23 protein-coding genes are annotated in these 23784 nt (G+C 65.4%); 15 read left to right on the forward strand and 8 right to left on the reverse strand.

All coding sequences use genetic code 11. The features are described 5' to 3' along the window. Nucleotides 1-576: a nitrous oxide reductase accessory protein NosL gene (locus tag NO877_RS15705; RefSeq protein ID WP_256397296.1), complete on the reverse strand. Its 576-nt coding sequence runs from the start codon at nt 574-576 to the stop codon at nt 1-3. Nucleotides 577-692: 116 nt separating this feature from the next. Here NO877_RS15705 and NO877_RS15710 point away from each other — a divergent pair, with 116 nt between their 5' ends. The 3 genes from NO877_RS15710 to NO877_RS15720 all read left to right on the forward strand — a co-directional run bounded on the left by NO877_RS15710 (nt 693) and on the right by NO877_RS15720 (nt 2545). Then, nucleotides 693-1379: an SCO family protein gene (locus NO877_RS15710; protein WP_256397297.1), complete on the forward strand. Its 687-nt coding sequence runs from the start codon at nt 693-695 to the stop codon at nt 1377-1379. 9 nt (nt 1380-1388) lie between these two features. Continuing rightward, nucleotides 1389-2213, forward strand: coding sequence for a sulfite exporter TauE/SafE family protein (locus NO877_RS15715; RefSeq protein WP_256397298.1), 825 nt, complete (start codon nt 1389-1391; stop codon nt 2211-2213). 71 nt (nt 2214-2284) lie between these two features. Beyond that, nucleotides 2285-2545, forward strand: coding sequence for a hypothetical protein (locus NO877_RS15720; protein ID WP_256397299.1), 261 nt, complete (start codon nt 2285-2287; stop codon nt 2543-2545). Between the two features lie 137 nt (nt 2546-2682). On the opposite strand, the gene NO877_RS15725 is transcribed toward NO877_RS15720, so the two are convergent. Both NO877_RS15725 and NO877_RS15730 read right to left on the reverse strand, forming a co-directional pair. Further along, the gene (locus NO877_RS15725; protein WP_256397300.1) at nt 2683-3186 is read right to left on the reverse strand and encodes a hypothetical protein; all 504 of its coding nucleotides are present in this window, start codon (nt 3184-3186) and stop codon (nt 2683-2685) included. A gap of 55 nt (nt 3187-3241) precedes the next feature. Continuing rightward, nucleotides 3242-5578, reverse strand: coding sequence for a DEAD/DEAH box helicase (locus NO877_RS15730; RefSeq protein ID WP_256397301.1), 2337 nt, complete (start codon nt 5576-5578; stop codon nt 3242-3244). 120 nt (nt 5579-5698) lie between these two features. Between NO877_RS15730 and lipA the strand changes: the two genes are divergently transcribed. After that, nucleotides 5699-6634 carry a lipoyl synthase gene (gene lipA / locus NO877_RS15735; protein WP_256397302.1) on the forward strand — a complete coding sequence of 312 codons (936 nt, stop codon included), beginning with the start codon at nt 5699-5701 and terminating at the stop codon, nt 6632-6634. A gap of 13 nt (nt 6635-6647) precedes the next feature. Here lipA and NO877_RS15740 read toward each other — a convergent pair whose 3' ends face one another. Beyond that, entirely contained in the window at nt 6648-7859 is a 1212-nt protein-coding gene (locus NO877_RS15740) for an MFS transporter (RefSeq protein WP_256397541.1), read from the reverse strand. A 341-nt stretch (nt 7860-8200) separates the two neighbouring features. Between NO877_RS15740 and NO877_RS15745 the strand changes: the two genes are divergently transcribed. From NO877_RS15745 to NO877_RS15795, 11 genes are all read left to right on the forward strand, one after another. Then, complete coding sequence (locus NO877_RS15745; protein WP_256397303.1) at nt 8201-9283, forward strand: PstS family phosphate ABC transporter substrate-binding protein; 1083 nt, start codon at nt 8201-8203, stop codon at nt 9281-9283. Between the two features lie 52 nt (nt 9284-9335). Continuing rightward, the gene (pstC, locus tag NO877_RS15750; RefSeq protein WP_256397304.1) at nt 9336-10448 is read left to right on the forward strand and encodes a phosphate ABC transporter permease subunit PstC; all 1113 of its coding nucleotides are present in this window, start codon (nt 9336-9338) and stop codon (nt 10446-10448) included. Further along, on the forward strand, nt 10445-11995 hold the full coding sequence (gene pstA / locus NO877_RS15755) for a phosphate ABC transporter permease PstA (protein WP_256397305.1): 1551 nt from the start codon (nt 10445-10447) through the stop codon (nt 11993-11995). The genes pstC and pstA overlap by 4 nt, the downstream gene beginning before the upstream one ends. Continuing rightward, nucleotides 11992-12915 (forward strand): phosphate ABC transporter ATP-binding protein PstB, encoded by a 924-nt coding sequence (gene pstB, locus NO877_RS15760; protein WP_256397306.1) that lies wholly within the window; start codon nt 11992-11994, stop codon nt 12913-12915. The genes pstA and pstB overlap by 4 nt, the downstream gene beginning before the upstream one ends. 76 nt (nt 12916-12991) lie before the next feature. Then, nucleotides 12992-14017: a phosphate signaling complex PhoU family protein gene (locus NO877_RS15765; protein WP_256397307.1), complete on the forward strand. Its 1026-nt coding sequence runs from the start codon at nt 12992-12994 to the stop codon at nt 14015-14017. A gap of 84 nt (nt 14018-14101) precedes the next feature. Beyond that, nucleotides 14102-14341, forward strand: a complete 240-nt coding sequence (locus NO877_RS15770; RefSeq protein WP_256397308.1) for a hypothetical protein — start codon at nt 14102-14104, stop codon at nt 14339-14341. 57 nt (nt 14342-14398) lie between these two features. After that, entirely contained in the window at nt 14399-15733 is a 1335-nt protein-coding gene (locus tag NO877_RS15775; protein WP_256397309.1) for a dihydrolipoamide acetyltransferase family protein, read from the forward strand. 37 nt (nt 15734-15770) lie between these two features. Continuing rightward, nucleotides 15771-17189: a dihydrolipoyl dehydrogenase gene (gene lpdA, locus NO877_RS15780; protein ID WP_256397310.1), complete on the forward strand. Its 1419-nt coding sequence runs from the start codon at nt 15771-15773 to the stop codon at nt 17187-17189. A gap of 90 nt (nt 17190-17279) precedes the next feature. Then, on the forward strand, nt 17280-17732 hold the full coding sequence (locus NO877_RS15785; protein ID WP_256397311.1) for a hypothetical protein: 453 nt from the start codon (nt 17280-17282) through the stop codon (nt 17730-17732). A gap of 91 nt (nt 17733-17823) precedes the next feature. Continuing rightward, the gene (gene glmM / locus NO877_RS15790) at nt 17824-19179 is read left to right on the forward strand and encodes a phosphoglucosamine mutase (protein WP_256397312.1); all 1356 of its coding nucleotides are present in this window, start codon (nt 17824-17826) and stop codon (nt 19177-19179) included. 197 nt (nt 19180-19376) lie between these two features. Next, a complete protein-coding gene (locus NO877_RS15795) occupies nt 19377-20882 on the forward strand; it encodes a molybdopterin-dependent oxidoreductase (protein ID WP_256397313.1) in 1506 nt (501 codons plus the stop codon). Between the two features lie 21 nt (nt 20883-20903). On the opposite strand, the gene NO877_RS15800 is transcribed toward NO877_RS15795, so the two are convergent. The 4 genes from NO877_RS15800 to NO877_RS15815 form a co-directional block, all read right to left on the reverse strand. After that, the gene (locus NO877_RS15800) at nt 20904-21056 is read right to left on the reverse strand and encodes a hypothetical protein (RefSeq protein ID WP_256397314.1); all 153 of its coding nucleotides are present in this window, start codon (nt 21054-21056) and stop codon (nt 20904-20906) included. A gap of 73 nt (nt 21057-21129) precedes the next feature. Next, on the reverse strand, nt 21130-22329 hold the full coding sequence (locus NO877_RS15805; protein WP_256397315.1) for a DUF7118 family protein: 1200 nt from the start codon (nt 22327-22329) through the stop codon (nt 21130-21132). Between the two features lies 1 nt (nt 22330). Beyond that, nucleotides 22331-22699 carry a phosphoribosyl-AMP cyclohydrolase gene (gene hisI / locus NO877_RS15810; RefSeq protein ID WP_256397316.1) on the reverse strand — a complete coding sequence of 123 codons (369 nt, stop codon included), beginning with the start codon at nt 22697-22699 and terminating at the stop codon, nt 22331-22333. 56 nt (nt 22700-22755) lie between these two features. Next, on the reverse strand, nt 22756-23766 hold the full coding sequence (locus NO877_RS15815) for an A24 family peptidase (protein ID WP_256397317.1): 1011 nt from the start codon (nt 23764-23766) through the stop codon (nt 22756-22758). Nucleotides 23767-23784: the final 18 nt, after the last annotated feature.

The raw sequence follows: 23784 nt of genomic DNA on the forward strand, positions 1-23784 counted from the left end.
TCAGGATTTGATGCTGTCGACCAACTCGCGGTCGACGTCGGTCGCCGCCAGCACCTCGCCGCCGTACTCCTCGGCGAAGGATTCGGCATCGGCCTCGTCGCTGAAGGGGATGAGATCCGGCCCCATCGAACCGATGACCTCGCTGTTGGCGACCACCGAGAGCGCGGATTCGACCTCGTAGTTCTCGGCGGCGAGGTGCGCCGAGATCGCGGGCTGATCATCGCCCTCAACGGTGTAGTCGACCTCGCTGTAGTCGGTGAGATAGGTGACGATTGGGGTGGCGTCCTCAGCGACCCGGTCGGACCGATAGGTGTAGGTACAGGTGCCGCTGCAGAACCACGCCGGGCCGTCGCGGTCGGGGTGGTCCTCGAAAAACACCTGGCCGGTCGGACCGGGGTGTTCCTGGATCACCATCCCACACTGATCGCAGCTCTGGCTCTCGTCAAGGGTGACTGCCGCCGGGAGATCGTCGCCCCCGCCGGTACAGCCCGCGAGCCCGACTACCAGCCCGCCGCCGACGGCTGTCAGCACGGTTCGTCGATCGAGATCCGCCTCGGTCTCGGGTGGAACGACCATACGAATACGAGAGATAGTAGCGAGTTAACGAATCTGGTACGAGCCTCGAAGACCGCGTGGCGGATTCGAGAGGTCGACCAGAGCGTACTTTGGTGTCGGACGGTATTGTACAGCAAATGCAACGACGGAGCGTGCTTCGGCGAGCGGCCGCGGCGGGCGCGGCCGGAGTAGTCGGGGCGACCGCGGGCTGTCTCACCGGACTTTTCGAGTCGGGACCGACAAACGTTGTCCTGGACGAACCGGAGGACCAACTCGCCGACAGCGAGGATCTGGGCTACCCGGCCTACGGCCAGACGTTCCCCGACTTTACCCTTCCCGAGGTTTTCGCCGAGGAACCCTACTCGTCGGCCGACCGCGACCGGCCCGGCCTGTACACCAGCTTCTATGCGTTCTGTCCGGCCGAGTGTCTCCTGTTGATGGGTGGGATGGCCAACGTCCAGTCGACGCTAGCCGACCGCGAACTGCTCGATGCGGTCGATCTGGTGGGGATTACGTTCGATCCGACCCGCGACACCCCCGAAGAGCTCGACAGCCACGCAGAGGAGATGGGCATCCGCCACGGCCACGAGCGGTGGCACTACCTCCGGCCCGAGAGCGACGAGCGCGCCGAGGAAGTCGTCGGCGACAAACTGGGCATCGGCTTCGAGAAGACCGGCGGCGGCGAGACCTACGAGTTTACCCACATCACGATTACGTTCCTCGTCAACCCCGACGGTGTCGTCGAGCGGGCCTATCGGGGCGAAACACTCGACGTTGAGGGGGTCGTCTCCGACCTCGAAACCGTCGTCGACGCCTACGCCTGAGATCCACTGATGGTCTTCCCCGTACTCCTCCAGACGTGTACGCCGTCGGGCCCGGCAGGTGCGCTCGACGGTGCGACCGTCAGCCTCGGTGTCTTTTTCCTGATCGGCCTTTTCGGCGGCGCCCACTGTCTCGGGATGTGTGGCCCGCTGGTGACGACCTATGCCGACCGGATGGACGGTGGAGGGTCGAAAAGTCGGTCGAACCGGCTGTCGGTGGGAATGGTCCGCCAACACGGCCTGTTTAATCTGGGGCGGACGCTGAGCTACACGCTCATCGGCGGCCTTTTCGGACTGGCTGGTTCGCTCGTGGCCGTCTCGGTCGGACAGGTGACGACACTCCTGCGCGAACTCAACATCGTTGTCGGCCTCACGGTCGGCTTGCTCATCATGGCCGCCGGGGTGAACTACCTGCTTCGGGGGCGAGTGTTGTCGCTGCCCGGTGAGTCGCTGTTCGGGCCACTCACTCGGGCCGTCCAGCGCCGCCTCACCGCGCGGATCGACGCCTCGGTCGACGGGCCGGGCATCCTCGGACTGGGCGCGCTCCACGGCCTGCTGCCGTGTCCGCTGTTGTACCCCGCCTTCCTCTATGCGTTCGTCCAGGCATCACCAGCCGGTGGAGCGGTCTCGCTGGCCGTGTTGGGGCTCGGTACGATCCCCTCGTTGTTTATATATGGGACGCTGTTTCAGTCGCTGTCGACGACCACCCGAACTCGGCTCCACCGGGTGCTCGGCGTCGCGTTCATCCTACTGGGCTACATCCCGCTGCAGCATGCGCTGATGTTGCTGGGCGTCGACCTTCCGCATCCGCCGATCCCGTTCTACCAGCCGCTGTGAGGCCGCAGGGGATTCCTACGCAGTGGGAAGGCGCGTCCGGTATTATGTGATCGACAGTCGATGATTCGGGTATGACACAGCAATCCGGCACACAGACGGCTGATTCGGGGAGTGACACGCTCTTCAAGCTCATCGGCGTCGCACTGGTCGCGCTCTCGGCGGTCGTTCTCGTCGCGGTGCTGTGGTACACCGTCGGCCTCGCCGCCCTCCAGTCGATCGCCAGCCCGTTCGTCCTCGGCACCGTCGTCTTCACGGTGGTCGTCGCCATCGTCTTTAAAAAGAGCTCGGACGTTGTCGACCGCGAGATTGCCCACAAGCGTAGCAGGAACTGAGCCGTCCGTTGCTCGGCTGGATCGGTATCGAGGGGAGACGCTGTTATAAATCCAGAATAGTTCTCGGTCGCAGTACGAAGTGAGACCCCTGATCAAACAGCACTGGGAACCAACGATCTACGGCACCAACCCGTCTCTTATTTAAAAAGATACCTGAAACTCAACACCACTAGTGCGTAGAACGCGGACACGAGTCCCAGTGCCGGACCGCGAAAGACGATCTTCGATAGTTCGTGTGACGCAAAGAGGCTCACCCCGAGTTCGAATCTGAGGATCGTCGTGAACGTCGTATGCAGACGGAACAGCAGTATTCCGAACAGGAGACACAACAACAGGAGTGCGAAGTACCGTCGACGGTGCTCGTCCGGGGTGTTCCAGGCGGTAAGACCCATCACGAGTGCCGAACTCACGCTCGTCCCCACAAAGCCGCCCAAAACGACGAGGCCGCCGATAGGGTCGGGGATCGAGAGGAGACCGGACTGCGACAAGCCGAACCACACAGAAATAAGCACGTCAAAGACTGGCCAGAGAAGGACACCAAGCACGTAGCCGTAGGGTGGTGTGAGAAACCGATGCTGGAGCAGCGGTTCCAGTTCGGGACGAGGGACGTCGACCTCCTTTTTAAACCCTTCTAACACCATGCTGTTATGACTATATTTATAAATATTAAACCTTTGTCAATTGTCGGCTCAAGTTCTATTCGACAGTCACCGACCGACTCGCCCGCACCGGTGGCAGCGGGAGGTCAGGGAACGTGACCTCGACGGTGAATTCGAGGTCCTCGGCCGCGCCGAAGACGCCAACCGGGACCGTCGTAGTGTCTGACACATAGCAGCGCTTTTCGTTCATCTCGACCCCGTTGACCGTGACTCGGATTCCTGCAGTCGCGCTTCCGGTGGTCGTGCTGACGGTGATCTCCCGCATCTCGTTTTCGCCGCGGGCGATCGAATCGGGGAACGCCCCCCAGTCGACGGTGATCCGTGGGAGGTCGCGGGCCGACTCGACGATCCGCTCGGCGACGCCCGCGGTGATCCCCGCACGGGTGAGTTCGCTCACCCCAGCGTCGACGACCTCGCCGGGTGTCGTCAGTCCAGCCTGCGCGAGCGTTTCGGCCCGCCCCGCGCCGACGCCGTCGATGGCCGTCAGGGCGACCGCCTCGCGGGCGACGCCGTGGTCGACACGGGCTTCGATCCGCCGGGCCAGATTGGCCGCCCGCGGGCCAGCAAAGCGGTCCAGGAACTCGTGGAGCGCCGCCAGCAATCGGAGGGCGTTCTGCCGAATGACCCACGCGTCGCTCCGGAGCTCGGCGGGGGTGGTACCCTCCATTCCGGCGTGGAGAATCGCCAGCACCTTCCGGTGGCCGTCTTCGAGGTCGGTGCTGGTGCTGCGAAGCACCTCGTCTATGGCATCGGTTTCGGCCTGACGGGCCGAGACGCTATCGAACTCGTCGGCGCTGGCGACGGCCTCCAGGACGTCCTCAACACTGATCCGCTCGCGGTCGGTGAGGCTGGCGAACCGCGTAGCCGTGCCGAGGCGGAGGTAGTATTTCGAGGTCAGCGTCCCGATCGCGGTGGCCTCGACGCCGAGGTCGTCGTCGGTTGCGACGAAGCCGCGGTCAACGAGGGTTTGGAGAGTCGAGCGGACCCGCTCGCGGAGCCCGTCGAGGCCGTAGTCGGCCGGTTTGGACTGGGCCCGCTGGTAGTAGAAAGTGGTTTCGAGCCAGCTCATCACGTCATCGAGATCCTGGATCGTTCCCATCGCGATTTCGGCGTTGAGGTGCGAATCGAGGTCGTCTGCCAACCTGGATTCGATCTCCTTGCCCTCCCGAAGCAGCCGTCGGTATTTGTCGGCGTCGGCGTGGTCACAGACCACCCAGCCGTAGCCCACGTCGTCGTACCCCGGCCGCCCCGCCCGGCCGAGCATCTGGAGGATGTCCAGTGGGCTGATGTCGACCTCGCCTTCGAGGGGGTCGTGGTATTTCGTGTCCCGAATGACGACACAGCGGGCCGGGAGGTTGACGCCCCACGCGAGCGTCGAGGTCGAAAACAGCAGTTGAATCTTGCCCTCTTTGAACCACTGTTCGACCCGGTTTCGGTCCTCCTTGGCGAGGCCAGCGTGGTGGAAGGCCACGCCGTCGGGAACGCCCTTTTGGAGTTTGTCGTTGCTCAGCTCCTGGGCGTCGGTATGAAAGTCGTAGTCGCCGCGCGCGCCCATCGGGATGTCGCGCTCGGCGATCTCGTCGCGGGCCTTGGCGGCCGCCCGGACCGCGTCCTGGCGGGAGGAAACGAAGACGAGCGCTTGGCCGTCCTCGCGGATGTGGGGTTCGGCGATGTCCAGCGCAGCGTAGAGGCGGCGGTATTTGTCGGCGAAGGCGTTGTCGCCGTGGCTGTAGGTCCGCACGTCAGAATGGAGGTCGACCGGGCGATAGTCGTCGCCGAACTCGAAGGTCGATTCGGGCGGCGCATCGAGCCAGCCAGCCACGTCGTCGATGTTGGGCATTGTCGCCGAGAGCGCGACGATCCGGGGATCACAGAGCCGCCGGAGCCGCGAGACGGTGGCTTCCAGGACGCCGCCGCGACCATCCGAATCCAGGAGATGCACCTCGTCGACGATGACGCAGTCGACACCAGTAATAAACGAGTAGCGCGGCGAATCGTGTTTCCGGGTGGCCGAGTCGGTCTTTTCGGGGGTCATCACCAGGATGTCGGCGCGTTCGGCCCGCCGGGGGTTGAGATCGCGCTCGCCGGTGACGACGTATACCGAATAGCCCAACTCCTCGAACCGGTCCCATTCGGCCTCCTTTTCGTTCGTCAGCGCGCGCATGGGCGCGATGAACAGCGCGGTGCCGTCGTCCCGGAGGGTCCGGCAGATAGCGAGTTCGGCCAGCGCGGTCTTGCCGGAGGCGGTCGGCGCGCTGGCGACGATGTTGTCGGAGCCGTCCAGGATGGCGGGCAGGGCCTCCCGCTGCATCCGGTTGAACTCCTCGAAGCCGAAGGCGTCGGCGAAATCGGGGACTGCGTCGGCGACCTTCACGTCGACTCACCGGCGGTGGGCCTCATTGGTTCGTGAGGGGGTCCGCCCAATCAAAGGCGTTTCCTTCCGGTCGGAGTGACTGATCCGTATGCTTTTGCTGGCGGCGACGGAATACGGCGTATGGCACGCCGTCGACGCCGCAAGCCCGACTGGCTGAAGATGCGGCCCCCGTCGGGCCAGCGGTTCGCCGACATCAAGTCGACGCTGCGAGACCGGAACCTCCACACCGTCTGTGAGGAGGCCAACTGCCCGAACCTCGGCGACTGCTGGTCGGGGCGAGACGGCCCCGGCACGGCGACGTTCATGCTGATGGGCGATCGCTGTTCGCGCGGCTGTAACTTCTGCGATGTCGAAACCGGCGGGATGGAGCCGCTCGACCCCGAGGAACCCGCCAACGTCGCGGCAGCGGTCGACGAGATCGGTCTCGACTACGTGGTGCTTACGTCGGTCGACCGCGACGACCTTCCCGATCAGGGCGCGGGCCACTTCGCCCAAACCATTCGGGAGATCAAGCAGCGCGATCCGTCGATTCTGGTCGAAGTCCTCATCCCGGATTTCCAGGGCAAACCCGAACTGGTGCGGAAGATCATCCGCGCCGAACCGGACGTGATCGCCCACAACATCGAGACCGTTGACCGCCTCCAGTGGCCCGTCCGTGATCGTCGGGCGAACTACGAGCAGAGTTTGGACGTGTTGAAGCAGGTCGACCGCGAGTCCGATATATATACCAAGACGAGTCTTATGCTCGGCGTCGGCGAGTACGCCCACGAGATCTACCAGACGCTCTCTGATCTCCGGCAGGTGAACGTCGACATCGTCACCCTCGGCCAGTACCTCCAGCCCTCGCGGTCGCATCTCGACGTGTTTAGTTACGTCCACCCTGACGCCTTCGAGACGTGGCAGGCAGTCGCCGAAGAGGAGTTAGGCTTTCTCTACTGTGCCTCGGGGGCGATGGTGCGGTCGTCTTACAAGGCGGGTGAGCTGTTCGTAGATGCGCTGGTGCGTGATGGCCAAAGCGTCGACGAAGCGCGAGCGACTGCAGCGGCTGCCGAGTGATTTTAAAAGCCGATCAAGAACCTACGGCGGGAACGAACTGTCCTGTTTCGCGGTGAATCCCACCGACCAGTACGACCGCTGCGACTAACGGCAGTGCGGCACAGACGGCATAAATCGGCACGAATCCCACAGTGTCGACCAATGGCAACGTGACAACTGGCCCCAATCCACCGCCGACATCCCCGAAGACGTTGTTCGTCCCGACGGCCCGGCCCATCTGGTCGGTCGGCGTGAGATCCGCAAGGAGTGCCATCAGCGGACCACTCGTCCCACCCTGTCCGGCTCCGATGGCGAGACAGGCGACCGCCAGCGAAACCACGGAGTCAGCGACCGCCAGCAGGGTGAAACCCACCGTGGTCGTCACCAGAAACCCCAGCAGGATCGGGACACGGGACTGTCGACGATCGCTCACGTAGCCACCAGTGAACATGAACAGGCCAGCAGACAGCACCGTGACGGCCATGAATATCCCCGACGAGCCCTGGGGGCCGAGGCCAAAGACGCTCACCTCGATGGCCGGTAAGAAGAGCACGAGGGTGGCGAACAGCGCGCCGATGTAGACGAACAGCACGACGAAGTTCGTCACCCCAACAGTGAGCGTCGGCAGCGCGGTGTGGATATCCCATGGCGGGGCCGAGGTGCCCGGGCTGTCGACGTGGGTCTCCGGGATGATGAAATACGACAGCAGGGTCGCGCCGAAGGCGAAGGCGGTCGCCAGCCCGAAGGCGGCCATCGTCCCGGCGAGTTCGCTGACAACGCCGCCGAGGACCACGCCGGTCGGAAACCCGAAGAGGACGCCGCCGCGGACCAGCCCCATGTTCGCCCCGCGGGAGCCGCCGTCGCTGAGGTCGGCGGCGATGGTGTAGGCGGTCGCAAACACGAGCGCACTACCGATTCCCCAACCGATCCGGGCGACCAGGAACCACGCCTCGGGCAGCGGCGCGACGAGGGCGACGAGGTAGCCGACCGTGCCGACGCTCTGGATGAGCATCCCGACAACAAAGGGGGTTCGCGTGCCGATCCGGTCGACCAGACTCCCGGCGGGCGCGTTGGCGATCAGCCGAGAGAACCGATTCGCGCTCAGGATGACGCCGACGACGAACGGCGAGATGCCGAGGAGCGTGCCGAGGTTCGGCAGGATTGGAAACACCACCCCACCGCCGAAGCCGATAAAGAAGGTGCTGGCGATCACCGCGAGGATGACGATCGACTGGTTGTTTATAATTCGCCGGAGGCGGTCGACCGCTCGGCGAACGGTCTCACCCACCGATGACCACCTGGCGGCAGCGCCCGAACCGGTGGAGTACTGCGAAACCGACCCACAAACGGAACCGAACCCACCAATCGACCCGCTGTGCTGGAACCATACCAGCACAATGGGGGTGGCGGCTTTAGGGCTGTATATCCGCGGACGACCGATGACACGAGAACACCGCTCCGGACGCTATTGACTGGTATATATTCTACAATATCCGTATGAGAGCGGTAATAGCCGAACGGAGTCTACACACTCGACTATATTTCTATTATAAATCGATTTAATAAAAACTACCCCAGAGACAAGTGATGACGAGAGACGGAGAGCGTCTGTCCGAGATCGTAACGCGCCGCAAATTCATGGTCGCCTCGGGTGCCGCAGGGATCGCAGGTCTTGCGGGCTGTGCGGGTGGAGAAGGCTCCAACACCGCAGACGGCAGCGAAAGCGGCGACACCGAGCCGCTGACCGCGGATGGCTCCTCGACGGTCTACCCGATCACGAGCCAGGCAGGCTCGCTGTGGAACGGCAACGCGCCGGCCAGCGACGAGGAGTACTGGGGGCCCGGCCAGTACGGCATTGACACGGACAAGAACATGGCCGACTACTGGGCGGGACTCTACGGCTTCGAACCCAGCGGCGAGGAGGGCACCCCGCCGTTTTTCACCTCGATCGGCCTCAACCACACCGGTGTCGGCCTCGAAAAGCTCGAAAACGGCCAGGTCGACATCGGCGACGCCAGCGCGCCGGTCAGCGCGGAGTTCCCCGACCGCAGCGAGGAGGAACTCTCGTCGTTCACCGACCACGTCGTTGCAGTCGACGCCCAGCCGGTCGTCGTCAGTTCGGAGATCTACGAGGCGGGCGTCACCGAACTCACGCTCACGGACATCCAAGACATCTACCAAGGCCGCACTACCAACTGGTCCGAACTCGGCGGTCCCGACCGCGACATTCAGGCGATCGGCCGCGCCGAAGGCTCCGGGACTGATACTTCGTTCCGCGCCAACGTGCTGGGCGACCCCGACGCCTCGATGTCCGGCGTCGACAGCCGCCGCGGCCAGAACCAGCAGGTCAAAACCGACATCGACAACGCCGACAACGCGATCGCCTACATCGCCCTGGCGTTCGTCGACGACTCGACGCCCGCGATCGACCTCGAAATCGACGGCGAGCTGTTCGAGTACCCCGACGACTTCGGTTCGCTGGACTACCCGCTGTCGCGGGCGCTCCACACCTACACGTGGGACGGCACCTCGAACAAGGAGGCCGCATTTATCCGCATGCTGCTGAGCGACTACGGCCAGCAGATGTTCGTCGAGACCGCCGACTACCTGCCGCTGACCGACGAACGCCGCCAGGAAGAGCTCGACAAACTCCCCGAGCCGTCGAACTGAGCGACACAGCCGACCCCGGTTTCGCTGACGGTATTCATACGACATTCAATACATGACTGAGTTACCCCTGTTCGACCTCGAAACACGGTTGGGACGGCTGTCCGATGTCGACCGCGACATCGGATCGCTGGCCGCCGGTGGCGCTGGCTGTCTGTTCGCCACGTTCGTTCTATTCGTCCTGAACTCGACGCTCGCAGTGATCCCATTGATCGGGTTCCTGGCAGTCACCGGCTACGGCTGGTACGCCCACCAGGCCGAGACCGCCCGCGCGCTGACGTTTCTCGCTACCGCCTCGACGATCCTCATCCTCGGCCTGATCACGGTGTACGTGTTCGTCGAAGCCCTCCCCGTTCTCCAGCGGATGGGTGTGCGGCTGTTCGGCTTCACCGAGCCGGTTGAGGTCTTCGGCGTCACGCTCATCCCGAGTGTCGAGAGCTACTGGAGCACAAGCCAACACGTCTACTCGCTGATCCCGATGATCTGGGGGACGTTCGTGACGACGCTGATTGCGACGGCGATCGCCGCCCCGCTGGGGATCGCCGCCGCGCTGTTCCTCGCTGAGATCGCCCCGCCGCTGGTCCGGGAAACGGTCAAACCCGGCGTCGAGATTCTGGCCGGGATTCCGTCGATCGTCTACGGCTATCTCGGCTTCGTGGTGCTGAACACGTTCCTCTACGAGAACTTGGAGATGGCCAACCTCGGCAGCCTGTTTCTGGTCGGCCTCGTGATCGGCCTGATGGCGCTGCCGACGGTCGTCTCGGTCGCTGACGACGCGCTCACCAGCGTCCCCGACGCGATGCGAGACGGCGCGGTGGCGATGGGGCTGACCGAGTGGCAGACGATGAAGTCGATCACGCTTCCGGCGGCGCTGTCGGGCGTCTCGGCGGCGGTCCTGCTCGGGATCGGGCGGGCTGTCGGCGAGACGATGGCCGCGACCGTGATCCTCGGCCACAGCCAGGTGTTGCCTGATCCCCTCCAGGACGTCTTCGATAACACCGAGACGCTGACGAGCCTGATCGCCAGCCAGTACGGTAACGCCAACGGCCTCCACATGAACGCGCTGTTCACCGCGGGGGTCGTGCTGTTCGTGACGGTCCTCGTCCTCAGTATCGCTGCCCGACGCATCGAGCTTCGGATGGACCGCAAGCTCGGGGGTGGCCAATGAGCTACACAGCGGAGTCGGAGCTGGTCGTCGACAACACCTCCACCGCCGAACGGCTCGCCTCGGCGGTCGTCGGGCTGGGACTGGTGACGTTCGTCTTCTCGCTTGTGGGCGTTACACAGGTCGTCACCGCCGAGACGACGATCCTCGGGATCAGTCTCTACGACTTCCTCGCGGGCGGCCTGCTGTTGATGGGTGTCGGCACGGTCTCCCTCGGTATCGGCTCGCGAACGGGTGTTTTCAACACGAGCCCGGATGCGACGCCCGGAGCGGTCACCGCAGCCCTGTTCGGTCTTGGGGCGTTCGCCCTCGCCGGACTCGTCGCCTCCCAGTCGCTCGGCCTCGGCACGGTCGGCTGGCTCCTGGGTGCCACCCTCGTCGGTGGCGTGACGTTCGCCGGTGTCGCCCTCGCGCCCGAAGATATCGGCTCGACGCTCCCGCCGGGAGTCGCCGCTATCGGGGTCGCTGTGGCGATCCTGGCCGGGATCATCACCCCCGCCTTCGCGTGGGAACCCGAGGGGTTTTCGGCGACACTGACGGGCTCGATGGCGATCCCGCTGCTGCTCGCCGCCTCGACGCTCGTCACGATGTGGGGCGGCGCGAAAGCCTACGAGGGGTATGGAAGCAAAGGTCGACAGACCGCCGCCTACCTGCTCGTTGGAATCAACGCGGTCAGCATCATCGCGGTGTTGGTCGCCCTGCTGCTGTTTATCGCCTCGAAAGGCATCGGTCCGGCCTTCGAGGGTTTCTCGCTCGTGCCCTTCGAGTGGCCCTTCGTCACCAACGGCTACTCCTTCCGGCCGGAGGTCGTCAACGGCGTCTTCCCGGCGATCATGGGGACGATCTGGCTCGTGATCGGTGCGGTGATTACCGGCGTTCCGGTGGCGGTCGCGGCGGCGATCTTCCTCACCGAGTACGCCGAACAGGGCCGATTCGTCGGCGCAGTCGAGATCGCCACCAACGGACTATGGAGTACGCCCAGCGTCGTCTACGGGCTGTTCGGCTACGCCTTCCTCATCCCGCGGCTCGGCGGCACGACCTCACTGATCTCGGGAATGCTCGTCCTCGGCTTCATGCTGATGCCGCTGTGTCTGATCACCTCACGGGAGGCGATCAAGGCCGTTCCCGACGAATACCGGGATGCGAGTGCAGCCCTCGGCGTGAGCCGGTGGGAGACGATCCGCAGCGTCGTCCTCCCCGCCGCGATGCCGGGAATCCTCACCGGCGTCATCCTCGGCGTGGGGCGGATCGCAGGCGAAACCGCACCGATCCTGCTGGTGATGGCCGGTGGGCTCCGTGACGACGCGCCCAACGTCCTGGGTTCTTTCGAGTTCATCAGCAGTCCGCCGTTCGTCGCCAACGACGCGCTGCTCGAAAGCGCACCGGCGCTGCCCTACCAGCTGTATGCGACCATTACCGCGGGCGTCTCGGCCGAAAACGCCGCCGCGTTCGGCTGGGCGACCGCCTTCGTCCTGCTGGTCGTCGTGCTGTCGTTCTACGCGCTCGGCATCGCCTCGCGGCTCTACTTCCGACGGAGACTCAACGCATGACAGACACATCATCACTCGGTGCGAACGCACCCACCGACACGACAGTCGCAGAGAACGCTGACCGACCGCAAACCACAGACCGACACGAGGACACGCCCGACTCCTGGACCGACTACGCCTTCGAGGGCGAGCCGAAGCTGAGCGTCGACGGCCTCGACGTCCACTACGGCAGCGACCAGGCGCTCGACGATATCTCGATCGAGATCCCCGAGCAGAGCGTCACCGCGCTGATCGGGCCCTCCGGCTGCGGAAAATCCACGTTCCTCCGATGTCTCAACCGGATGAACGACCGGATTCGTGCCGCCGAGGTCGACGGCACGGTCACCTTCGAGGGCCAAGATATCTATCAGGACGGACTCGATCTCGTCGAACTCCGCAAGCGGGTCGGGATGGTGTTTCAGGCCCCCAATCCGTTCCCGAAATCGATCCGGGACAATATCGCCTACGGCCCGCGGAAACACGGTACGGTCCAGACCGATCTGCTGGCCAAACTCACCGGCCGCGACGACAGCGACCAGGAGGACGAAATCGTCGAGCGGTCGCTGCGGCAGGCCGCGATCTGGGAGGAGGTCAACGATCGGCTCGACGACAACGCGCTCGGCCTGTCGGGTGGCCAGCAACAGCGGCTCTGTATCGCCCGCTGTCTCGCGGTCGACCCCGAGGTCATCCTGATGGACGAACCGGCCTCCGCGCTCGATCCGATTGCGACCGCCAAGATCGAGGACCTCATCGAGGAGCTCGCCGAGGAGTACACGGTCGTCATCGTCACCCACAATATGCAGCAAGCGGCTCGAATCTCGGATCAGACCGCCGTGTTCCTCACCGGCGGTCGGCTCGTCGAGTACGGCGAGACCGATCAGGTCTTCGAGAACCCGAAAAGCCAGCGGGTCGAAGACTACATCACCGGCAAGTTCGGGTGATCATCGTGTCGACGGATCGAACTCGGGCCGCAAGCGGTGTGGAGAGCTCCCACCGGCAGCGCCTCCAGGACTGAGTATGGAGACACGCAAAATCCAGTCGGTCGGCGGCGGCACCTACACCGTCTCGCTACCGAAAGAGTGGGGGAAATCAGAAGGGGTCGCACCGGGCGATGTCGTCAATATCCACCGGCACCGCGATGGCATCCTCGCCATTCAGACACGGGAGTCCGACTCGACGGACCACACGGAATCGACGGTGCGGATCGCCCGCGACGAGACCGAGCGACTCGAAGGGGTGCTCCGGGCGGCCTACGCGGCCGGGATAAAGGAGCTCACGCTCGTTGCAGACAGCGAGTTCAGTACCGGCCAACGGCGGCTTGTCGAGGCGGTCGCAAAGAAGCTGACCGGCGTCTCGGTCGTCGAGGCCGCCGAGACGGAGATCACCGTCCAGGTGCTGTTGAACCGCGAGGAGGTCTCGGTTAGCCAGTCGGTTCGCCAGCTCAAATTCATCGCGCTGTCGATGCACGAGACCGCCATCGAGTCGCTGACCGACGACTCGGCGACGCATCTGGCGACGCGGGACGATCAGGCCGATCGGTTGTATGCGATGATCGACCGGTCGTTTCGACGGGCCCTCTGGCGGCTCGACGAGGTCGACGCCTTGGGCTACAGCCGCCCCGAGCTGTTCGAACGCTGGAAGACGACACGCGAACTGGAGCGGGTCGCTGACCACGCCGAGGGGATCGCCACGACGAGCCCGGCGGTCGACGGTTCGGTGCCGGAGTCGGCCCTCGAAGCGGTCCGGACGTTCGGCCAGGAGGCCCGGTCGATCGTGGCCGACGGCGTCGCGGTCATCGTCGGCGACGCGGGTGCCGAGACCGCCCACGAGGCGCTGGTGGCTCGTGACGAGCTCTGTGCGTCGATCGCGTGTCTCGTGGACGATTTCGGGGCGACGAGCGACGCGGCCCAACTGCGGCCGGTGTTACACAGGGTCCGACGCACGGCCGAACACGGCGGGAACATCGCGGAGCTCGGTCTCCAGGACGCGGTGCGCCACGGCGAACTCACCGCACCGAAACCGGTCGACGAGAACATGCGTTGAGAACGAGCGGCCAACGCCAGTGGTCGCTCCAACGCCGATTTGTGTTCCCACAACGTCTTTGATATGCGGACCCAATGGGATGGTATGGTAGACACGAAATCCCTCCTCAAAGGTGCAGGGGTCGTCATCCTTGCGCTGATCCTGCTGCGGATCGCCCTCTGGCTCCTCGGCGTCGTAATCGGTATCGTGTTCTGGGGGCTCCAGCTGGCGCTGTCGCTGTTGTTTGTCGGACTCCTGCTGTACGGCGTCTACTGGGCCTACACCACGTTCGTCTCCGACTCGAAGACCACCACCCGCGAGCGCGAGAAGGTCTTCGAGCGGTAGCCCGATGGGACGGTCGGAATCGCTGCAAGTATCCCACAGGTCGACGATAGTCCACGTATGACAGACACACCGTTCACGCTCCCCGACCTCGGCGAGAGCGACAGCGGCGAACTGGTGACATGGCTCGTCGAGGCTGGCGAGACAATCAGCGAAGACCAGCCCATCGCCGAAGTCGAAACCGAAAAATCGGTCGTCGAAGTCCCCGCACCGAACGCCGGGACCGTAACCGAACTGCTCGTCGAGGAGGGCTCGACCGTCGAGGTCGGCGCGGAAATCCTCCGTATGGAGGCCGACGAGTCGGCGGACGCCGAATCAGCCGACGCCGAGGCCGAGCCTGCGGCCGACAGCGAGGCCGAACCGGAACCGACCGACCAGCCAGCCGAGGAAGTGACGATCTCCGACGAGCGGGTGTTCGCCCCGCCGCGAGTCAGGCGACTGGCCCGCGAGTTGGGCGTCGACATCGCCAGCATCGAGGGGTCGGAAACCGGCGGCCGAATCAACGAGGATGACGTTCGTGCGGTAGCCGAAAGCACGGACGAGGCCGAAGACGGGACGGCCGGACCGAAGCCGTTCACCCCGAGCGGCAAGTCGGCCGTCTCGAAAGACGGCGAGGCCGTCAGCGGCACGGGCATAACGGATAAATCCGAATCCAAAGCCGAGTCCGGTCCCAAACCGTTCACGCCGAGCGGCAAGTCGGCCGTCTCGAAAGGCGGCGAGGCGGTCAGCGGCGCAGGGATGGCCGACAAAGAAGCCGCGCGATCGGCGGGGGCAGTCACCCATGCCGCCCACTACGACACCGCGGTCGTCGCCGAACTCACCGATCTCCGCGCGGAACTCGAACCCCATGCCGAAGCCCACGGCGTGGAGTTGACGCTCCTCCCGCTGCTTATCAAGGCGGTCGTCCGAGCGCTGGCCGAGCGGCCGACGCTCAACGCGACGGTCGACGAAGACGACACGGTCACCACCAGCGACGAGTACCACATCGGCCTCGCGGTCGCCACCGACGACGGCCTCGCGGTACCGGTCGTGCGGAACGCCGACGAGAAGACGATCCTCAAACTGGCCGACGAGATCGGCGACCTCCTGGACCGAGCCGAAGCAGGCGAGCTGACCGCCGAGGAAACCGGCGGCACGTTCACGGTGACAACCCCCGGCGCGATCGGCGACGAGTACGCGACGCTCCCCCTCGACGCCGAAACCGCGAGCCTCGCACTGGGTGCGGTCGAACTGCGGCCCGTGGTTGCGGACGGCGAGGTCGTCGCCCGCGAGACGCTGCCGCTGTCGCTGTCGGTCGACCCGCGGGCGGTCGACAGCACCGAGGCGGCGGCGTTCGTCGAGCAGGTGGTCGGCTATCTGGAGTCGCCGACGCGGCTGCTGTTGACGCTGACGTAAGGGCCGGGATTTTACCCTCGCGTACTGAATAGCGAGTATGGTCGATGGAGACGCAACCGAAACCGAGTTGGTAGTGATCGGCGCAGGCCCCGGCGGCTACGTGGCCGCCATCCGCGCCGCACAGCGTGATCTCGATGTCACCCTCGTCGAAAAAGGCGACTTCGGCGGTACCTGTTTAAATACGGGCTGTATCCCTTCCAAGGCCTATATTACGGCCACCGACATCGCCCACGAGGCCTCGAACGCGGAGCTGATGGGCATCTCGGCGAACCCGGAGGTCGACCTCTCGGCGATGAACGAGTGGAAAAACGGCGTGGTCGACCAGCTGACCGGCGGCGTCGAAAAACTCTGCAAGGCAAACGGCGCGACATTGGTCGAGGGCACCGCGCGCTTCGTCGACGACCACACCGTGGCGGTCGACGGCAGCGAGGGACAGGACAGCGAAACCATCGCCTTCGAGAACGCGATCGTCGCCACCGGCTCCCGTCCGATCGAGGTTCCTGGATTCGCCTACAGCGACGAGCCCGTCTGGAGTTCGACCGATGCCCTCGCGGCGACCGAGATCCCCGACCGGCTGGTCGTCGTCGGTGGCGGGTATATCGGGATGGAGCTGTCGACGGTGTTCGCCAAACTCGGCACCGAAGTCATGGTCGTCGAGATGCTCGACGACATCCTCCCGCAGTACGGCAGCGACGTTACCAAGATCATTCGATCGAAGGCCGAAGAGCTCGGTATCGAGTTCAACTTCGGCGAAGGAGCCAGCGAGTGGACCGAGGCCGACGAGGGGATCGTCGTCGAAAGCGAGACCGAAGACGGCGAAACGTCGAGCTACGAGGCCGACGCGGTACTGGTCGCAGTGGGCCGTGCGCCCGTGACCGACACCCTCGACCTCGAAGCGGCGGGGATCGAGACGACCGACCGCGGGACGATCCCGACCGACGACCGGATGCGAACCAACGTCGACCACATCCACGCCATCGGCGACGTGGCGGGTGACCCGATGTTGGCCCATGCGGCCTCGAAAGAGGGGATCGTCGCCGCCGAGGTCGTCGCCGGGGAGCCAGCCGCGATGGATGTCCAGGCGGTTCCGGCGGCCGTCTTCACCGACCCCGAGATCGCCACCGCCGGGATGACCGCAGCAGAGGCCGAGGAGGCCGGATTCGATCCCGTGGTCGGGGAGATGCCGTTCCGGGCCTCCGGGCGGGCGCTCACGACGGGCCACACCGACGGTTTCGTCAAAATCGTCGCCGACGCCGAGAGCGGCTTCGTGCTGGGCGGCAAGATCGTCGGCCCCGAGGCCTCCGAGCTGATCGCCGAAGTGACGCTGGCGATCGAACTCGGCGCGACACTCGAAGACGTGGCCTCGACGGTCCACACGCATCCGACGCTCGCCGAGGCAGTGATGGAGGCCGCCGAGAACGCCGAGGGACAGGCGATCCACACGCTGAACCGGTAGCGCCGATACCCCCTCGATTTCGTATGGAGATACCGAACGATCGGTGGCGAGAGAGGGAACGTTACGTTCCTCCATGGGCTACGGGACCGTATGAGCGACTCATCACCGGACGACGAGCCGTCGAGCGAAACGCGTGCAGGTCGTCCCGACGACAGACGGGACGATCGCCCCGACGACGTGATCGAACCGCCGACAGCCCGCAACGATCGGCCACCGGCGGCGTCGACCGAGAACGCCGCACCGAGAGCGTCGGGAGCGACGAGTCGACATGAGGAGGTGATCGCGGTCGACTCGAAGTGGTGGTACTGGGTGGCGGCGGTTCCGATCTACGTCGCCGTGGGCATCCTCGGCGGGATCGTCGCCGGAGTGTTGTTCCTGCTGGGGTTCGCCGTAGATATCGGCGGCGGGATGGGGATCGCAACCGGGATCGTTACGCTCGGCATCGTCGTCGGGTCACTCGCCTACGGCCTCGTCGGACTGGTGTTAGCGTTCCTGTTCCCGCTCGGGATTTATAAGGATTCCATGGCGATCGGGACGCCCTGAGGCGGTTGGTATACAGAACGACTGTATCGAACGATGACCGCTGATACATCCGGTTCGGAACCAATATGAAGCAGCCGACTGAGTGACGGATATGAAGGTATTCGGTTCCAGTGGCGCTCGCGGGGTGGCGGGACGCGATCTCACCCCCGAGTTCGTCCTGCAGGTGGCGAGGGCCGCGGGGACGGTCTGGGAGGCCGACCGCGCAGCCGTCGCGACCGACACGCGGACGACGGGACAGCTGTTCGCTGATGCCACCGCTGCTGGACTCGCAAGCGCCGGGCTCGACATCGACCGCCTCGGCCAAACACCGACACCGGCGGTTGCTCACTACTGCGAACGCGAGGGGGTTCCAGGAATCCTCCTGACGGCCTCGCACAACCCCCCGGAGTACAACGGTGTCAAACTCATCGGCGCGGATGGTGTCGAGCTCTCGGTCGAGATCCTCGAACGCATCGAGGACCGTGTTCTGACCGAGGAGTTCGACACGGAGACGTGGGCGTCGGTCGGCGAGACGACACACATCGAGACCGCCACCAGCGACTACGTCGACTCGCTGGTCGAAGCGGTCGACCGCGAGAAAATCGCCGACGCCGACCTCACCGTCGCGCTCGATCCGGGCCACGGCGCGGGCACGTTCGCCAGCCCCGAGTTCTACCGGCGGCTGGGCTGTCGCGTCGTCACGGTCAACGCCCAACCCGACGGCCATTTCCCCGGGCGGCTCCCCGAGCCGGTTCCCGAGAACCTCGAAGACCTCGGGCGACTGGTCGGCGCGACCGATGCCGACATCGGCATCGCCCACGACGGCGACGCCGACCGGTCGGTGTTTTTCGACGAGACCGGCCGGTTTATCAACGGCGATGCCTCGCTTGCGGCGCTCGCGGAGACCGAACTCACCGGGAGTGATTCGACGGTTGCGGCGGTCAACGTCTCCCAGCGGCTGGTCGACGTCTGTGATCGCGTCGGCGCTGATCTCGAACTCACGCCCATCGGCGCGACCCACATCATCACTCGCGTCAAGGAGCTGTGGGCCGAGGGCCGGTCGGTCCCGATCGCCGGGGAGGGCAATGGGGGAGTCTTCTTCCCGAACCACCGCCTCGTGCGGGATGGACCCTACATCGGCGCGAAGTTCCTGGAGCTGATCGCCGAGACGCCCGCCAGTGAGGTCGTCGCCCCCTATCAGGACTACCACAACGAACGGATCAACCTCACCTACGAGTCGGAGGCCGAACTCCAGGCGCTGTTGGATGCGGCCACCGACTACGTCGGCGACAGCGATGCCGAGGTAACCACCATCGACGGCTACCGGCTCGACTACGGCGATGCGTGGGTTCTGGTGCGGCCGAGCGGCACCGAGCCGAAAGTCCGGATCGCCTCGGAGGCCACAAGCCCCAGCCGGGCGACCGAGCTCGCCAAAGACGTCGAGGCGGCCCTCGAAGCCGCCCGATAGTCGCCGTATTTCGTCTCCCTGCTCGCAGTAGCGCGCAGTCGACGGCCGAATTCTAGACCGAGTTGGAACGGACCTTGAAAAACCCATTACCCGAGTGGCGTCGTTGGGAGAGCTATGCACCAGCCTTGCAGTCAGCCGCCGACAGCGCTCTCGGCCGACCGATGGGGTCTCCCGCCGAGTCGTGAGGGGTGGCCGACATGAGTCGCCTCGGTCGACTCACCGAGGGCGAACGATTCTGGCGTGTCGTCACCGCAGCCCTCGCGGCTGTCGCCGCGGTCGCCGGTTCGTATGCCTACGCCGGGTTCAGTCAGCGGTTCGTCGTCGAGCCAGCCGCCGCCTTCCTCACCGAAACCACGCCCGCGATCCTCGTAAATACGGTCTTAGACTCCCTGGGCAACTTCGCCCAGCCAGCGCGGTTGGCGACTGCCGCGGCGATCAGTATCGCCGTCGTTGGGTTCGTCGTCTGGCTGGCGCTCGAACTGGAGGTCGTCGCCGACCGCCAGTATCTCGGCGTCCCGCTGACCGCGGCGGGCGTCTGGCTGCTCGCGGCGGCAGTGACCGGCGCATACGTCGCTGCGGTGGCGGCCGCGATCCCAGCAACGCTGGTCGTCGGTATCATCTCCTTTTTCGGCGCGAACGACCCGCTGAGCGTCCGCACGGCCAGAAAGGTCGACGACCGGAAGCGGGCGACCCTTAAAACGGGTGTCGGCGTCGCCGGGCTGGCCGGGGCGAGCTACTTCGTCGGCCAGCGCCGAACGCCCGAGGGAAGCGTCCAGTATCTCGGCGGGGGCAGCTCGCCGCCACGGGCGGTCCAGGAGCTGCTGGATTCGGCTGCCGACGCCGCGTTCGACCTCCCGGATGCGCCGGGACTGATCAGCGAAATCGGGAGCTTTTATACGGTCGATATCGCCACCGTCGCGCCGATGGTCGATTCGGCCGACTGGTCGCTGACGATCACCGGCGCGGTCGAAAACGACGTGGAGATCACGTACGACGAACTCCGGGAGATGGAGGCCGACCACTTCTACAGCACGCTCCGCTGTGTGGGTGAGGACCTCAACGCCCGGAAGATGGACAACGCCGTCTGGACCGGTGTGCCGCTGTCGCGGCTCCTGGAGGAGGCCGGACCGCAGGCCGAGGAAGCGATCTCTCGGGCCGAGGATGGCTATTTCGTCTCGACGAGCCGCGAAGAACTGGCCGAATCCTACGTCGTCTATGGGATGAACGGGCGACTGCTCCCCCGGGAACACGGCCATCCGGTGCGGCTGATGGTCCCGGGCAACTGGGGCGAGGTCAACACGAAGTGGGTCAGCGAACTCGAATTCACCGACGAGCCGGAGGGCTACTGGGAGAATCGCGGCTGGACCGGCACCGGCGAGGTCAGACAGATTGCCAAGATCTGGTCGGTCGACCGAAGCGGCGAGGGTGTCACCGTCGGCGGCCACGCCTACGCTTGCTGTGCGGCCATCGACCGGGTCGAAGTTTCGATCGACGGAGGAGAGTCCTGGACGACCGCGGAACTCACCGAGCCGCTGGGCCCGGTCGACGGCTGGCAGCAGTGGCGCTACACCTTCGACCCCGAGGAGCCGACCGACCTCGTCGCGCGGGCGGTCGACGCCGACGGCAACGACCAACCCGAGATGGAATCCGACCAGTTCCCCGACGGGCCGAGCGGCTGGGTGTCACGGACCATCCAACCCTAGGTGGAGCCGTCGAGATACCCGTCAGTCGCTGACGTACCGGCCGCCGCCGAGGACGGCATCACACGAGGGGCAGACCACGAGGACGGAACCCATTTCGAGCGTCGCGTCCTCCCCGGAGATGAACCACTGTTTGACAGCCGACTCGCTGTGTGAACATTCAGGACAGATGGGCATACCCGCACTCGGTCACAGAGTAGCAAATATATTACTGGTACGACTGTGGGGCTCGACGCGACGGTCGACTAGCTCAACTCACGGCGTACTCGTCGAGCGCGGCATCGATGGCGTCGATCCCCGCCTCGACGGCCGCCAGATCGTCGCCGACGGCTCCGGCGGCAAGCCGGTCGAACTCCTCGTCGGTGAGTTCGCTTTCGGCGACCGCGACCTGCCGGAGTCGATCGTAGTCGTCGGTTCGGGTCAGCCGCGCGAGCCTTCGACGGTGGTACTCGATCGATTCGCCGTCGGGGTCAGCGTCGGCGTCCGACGTCGCCCCCTCGCGGTCGGTCGCCGCATCGAGCTGGCGGACGAGCGGCGCGAGTTCCTGGAGGCGGGCCCGAAGCACCCCGCTCTCTGCGGGCGGCCACTCGATCAACAGGGGCTCGGGTCCCAGCCGATTTAAATAGGTCTGGTGGACCGAGACGTGGGTGCGGAGCGCACCCGGATCGTCGACGTAGTGCTCCAGTTTCGACGGCGAGTACTCTGCGTACTCCCGGAGCGTCGTCAATGGCTCCTCGCCCGCGGGCGCGGACTCGATGTAGTCTGCGAGATCCCGCGGCGGGCGGTCGGCGTCGACGAGCGGCCGGTCGGCACCCGCGGCCAGCAGATCAAATAGCTCGCGGGCGCTCTCAGTCCGGCGGAACGCGTCGAAGGCCTCGCGGACGGCCGCGTTGTAGGCTTCGACCGGCTCTCGGAGGGGATCGAGCGAGGCCTCAAGATCGACCCCGCCGAGCTCGCGAATGCGGCGGAGTCGGTCGGCCTCCCCTTCGAGTTCATCCCGGCGAGCCTTGGCGTCGTGGCGGGCCTGTCGGTAGGCGCTGTGGGCCTCCTCGCGGCGCTCCAAGAGGTCGACCGCCTCGGCGGCAGCCTCGATCTGCTCGCGGGCGTAGTCGAAATCCGATTCGTTGAGCCGGCGTTTGTCCATCCGGTCGCTGGCCCGCTGGAACGCATCGGCAGCGAGAGTGTCATCGGAGAGCCCCTCGGCGAGCGCGATGAACTCGTTTTGGAACTGGAGATACGCCTTGAAATCGCCGGTGCCGGTCGCGCTCTCGGCGTAGCGATCCAACAGCCGTGTCGCGTTCCGGTAGGCGTCGGCAGCCGCCTCGATGTTGTCCTCGCCGTGATCGTCGATCGCGGCTTCGATCTCCTGGACCCGGCGGGAGGCGGCGGCTAACTCCGCGACTACGTCGGCAGCGGGCGTCGACTCGGCCGCAGTGGCGGGGTCCGCCATCTTATTCGTAGACGTCATCGGGATCGAAGACGGTTTCGCCGACCGCCTCGCCGTCGACCGTCCGGTAGAAACAGCTCTCGTGGCCGGTGTGGCAGGCACCACCCTCCTGATCGACGAGGTAGAGTAGGGTGTCAGCATCGCAGTCGACCCGTACTTCCTGGATCTCCTGGAGGTGGCCGCTGCTTGCGCCTTTCTTCCAGAGCTCATCGCGGCTCCTGGAGTAGTAGTGGGCGTACCCCGTCTCTCTGGTGGCTTCCAGGGCCTCGGGCGAGACGTAGGCCACCATGAGCACGTCCTTCGAGTCGGCGTCCTGTGCGACCGCGGGGACGAGTCCGTTTGCGCCGAAGTCGACGTCGATCTGCTCGGTCATTGGTCCGACCGAGGAGCGGCGGGCCAATAGGGTTTTCCTCGTTCGTCGGCGATTATTTAAAAGAGGCCGAGCCAGCCGAAGAGACCGAACAGCAGGTCACCATACGTAAAGGCGACCAGCAGGCCGACGAACATCGGGACGACGAAGGGCAAACCGGGCGAGACCCACAGCGTCTCGCGGTCGGTCGCGGCCAGCAGGTCAAGGGCGTCGCGGAGCCCCTCGGGCGTCGAGCCGTAGGCGGTGCCCTCGATCTCATCGAAGAACCGCTCGGCGGCCCACGGATCGTCGACCGTCTCGGCGGCCTCAGTCCCACTTGCGGCGGTGTCGGCGTGCGACTGATCGACGCCGCCGTCGGTTCGGGGGCCGACGTGAGTGCCACCGTCGGTCGGCTCGTGGGTGGCCTCAACGCTGCTCGGATCGCGGTGGGCTTCGGGGTCGTCCTGGAGGGCCGCCAGTGTCGTCCCGCGCCACCGGAGGTACATCCGCAGCGCATCGAGATCCAGCCCCCGAGCGATGCCGTTGGGCGTCTCGAACAGTTTGCCGTGGCGGTCGGGAATCGAGTCGACAGCGACGGGTCGGGCGAAGAACATCGCCCTCGGCTCGATGTAACCCCGGAGGAGATTACCAAGCGCCAACAGCAGCGGCACGATCGCCGCGATCAGGACCGTATCGGTGAGCACGGTGAGCGAGAAGACGCCGAGTGGGGTGTCGACCAGCGGGAGCGAGAGCGTTCCGAGGGTGTACTCCGGAAACGTCGGCAGCAGGACCGCCAGCGTGATCAACGCCTTGGCGTCCGCGCCGCCGAAGCCGCCGAGCCACCAGAAGGCGTAGCCTAACGGGGCAATAAAAAGGAGGCTCACACCGACCTGGACGAGAAACAGGCGTCCCTCGTAGGTGCCAAAGGATGGCAGTTGGATAGCCTCCCACACGAGGGCGACGACTCCGACCGCGACCAGCGGCGGCCATAGTTTGTTGGGGAGTCGACGCGTGTTGATATCCCGCCAGGCGGCCCACGCGAAGACGGGCAACACGACGAGTCGCAGCAGATCCGGTCCCGAAGCGATCATTATCTCAATGCGGAACGT

It is taken from the genome of Halohasta litorea (assembly GCF_024494645.1).
GTDB lineage: Archaea > Halobacteriota > Halobacteria > Halobacteriales > Haloferacaceae > Halohasta > Halohasta litorea.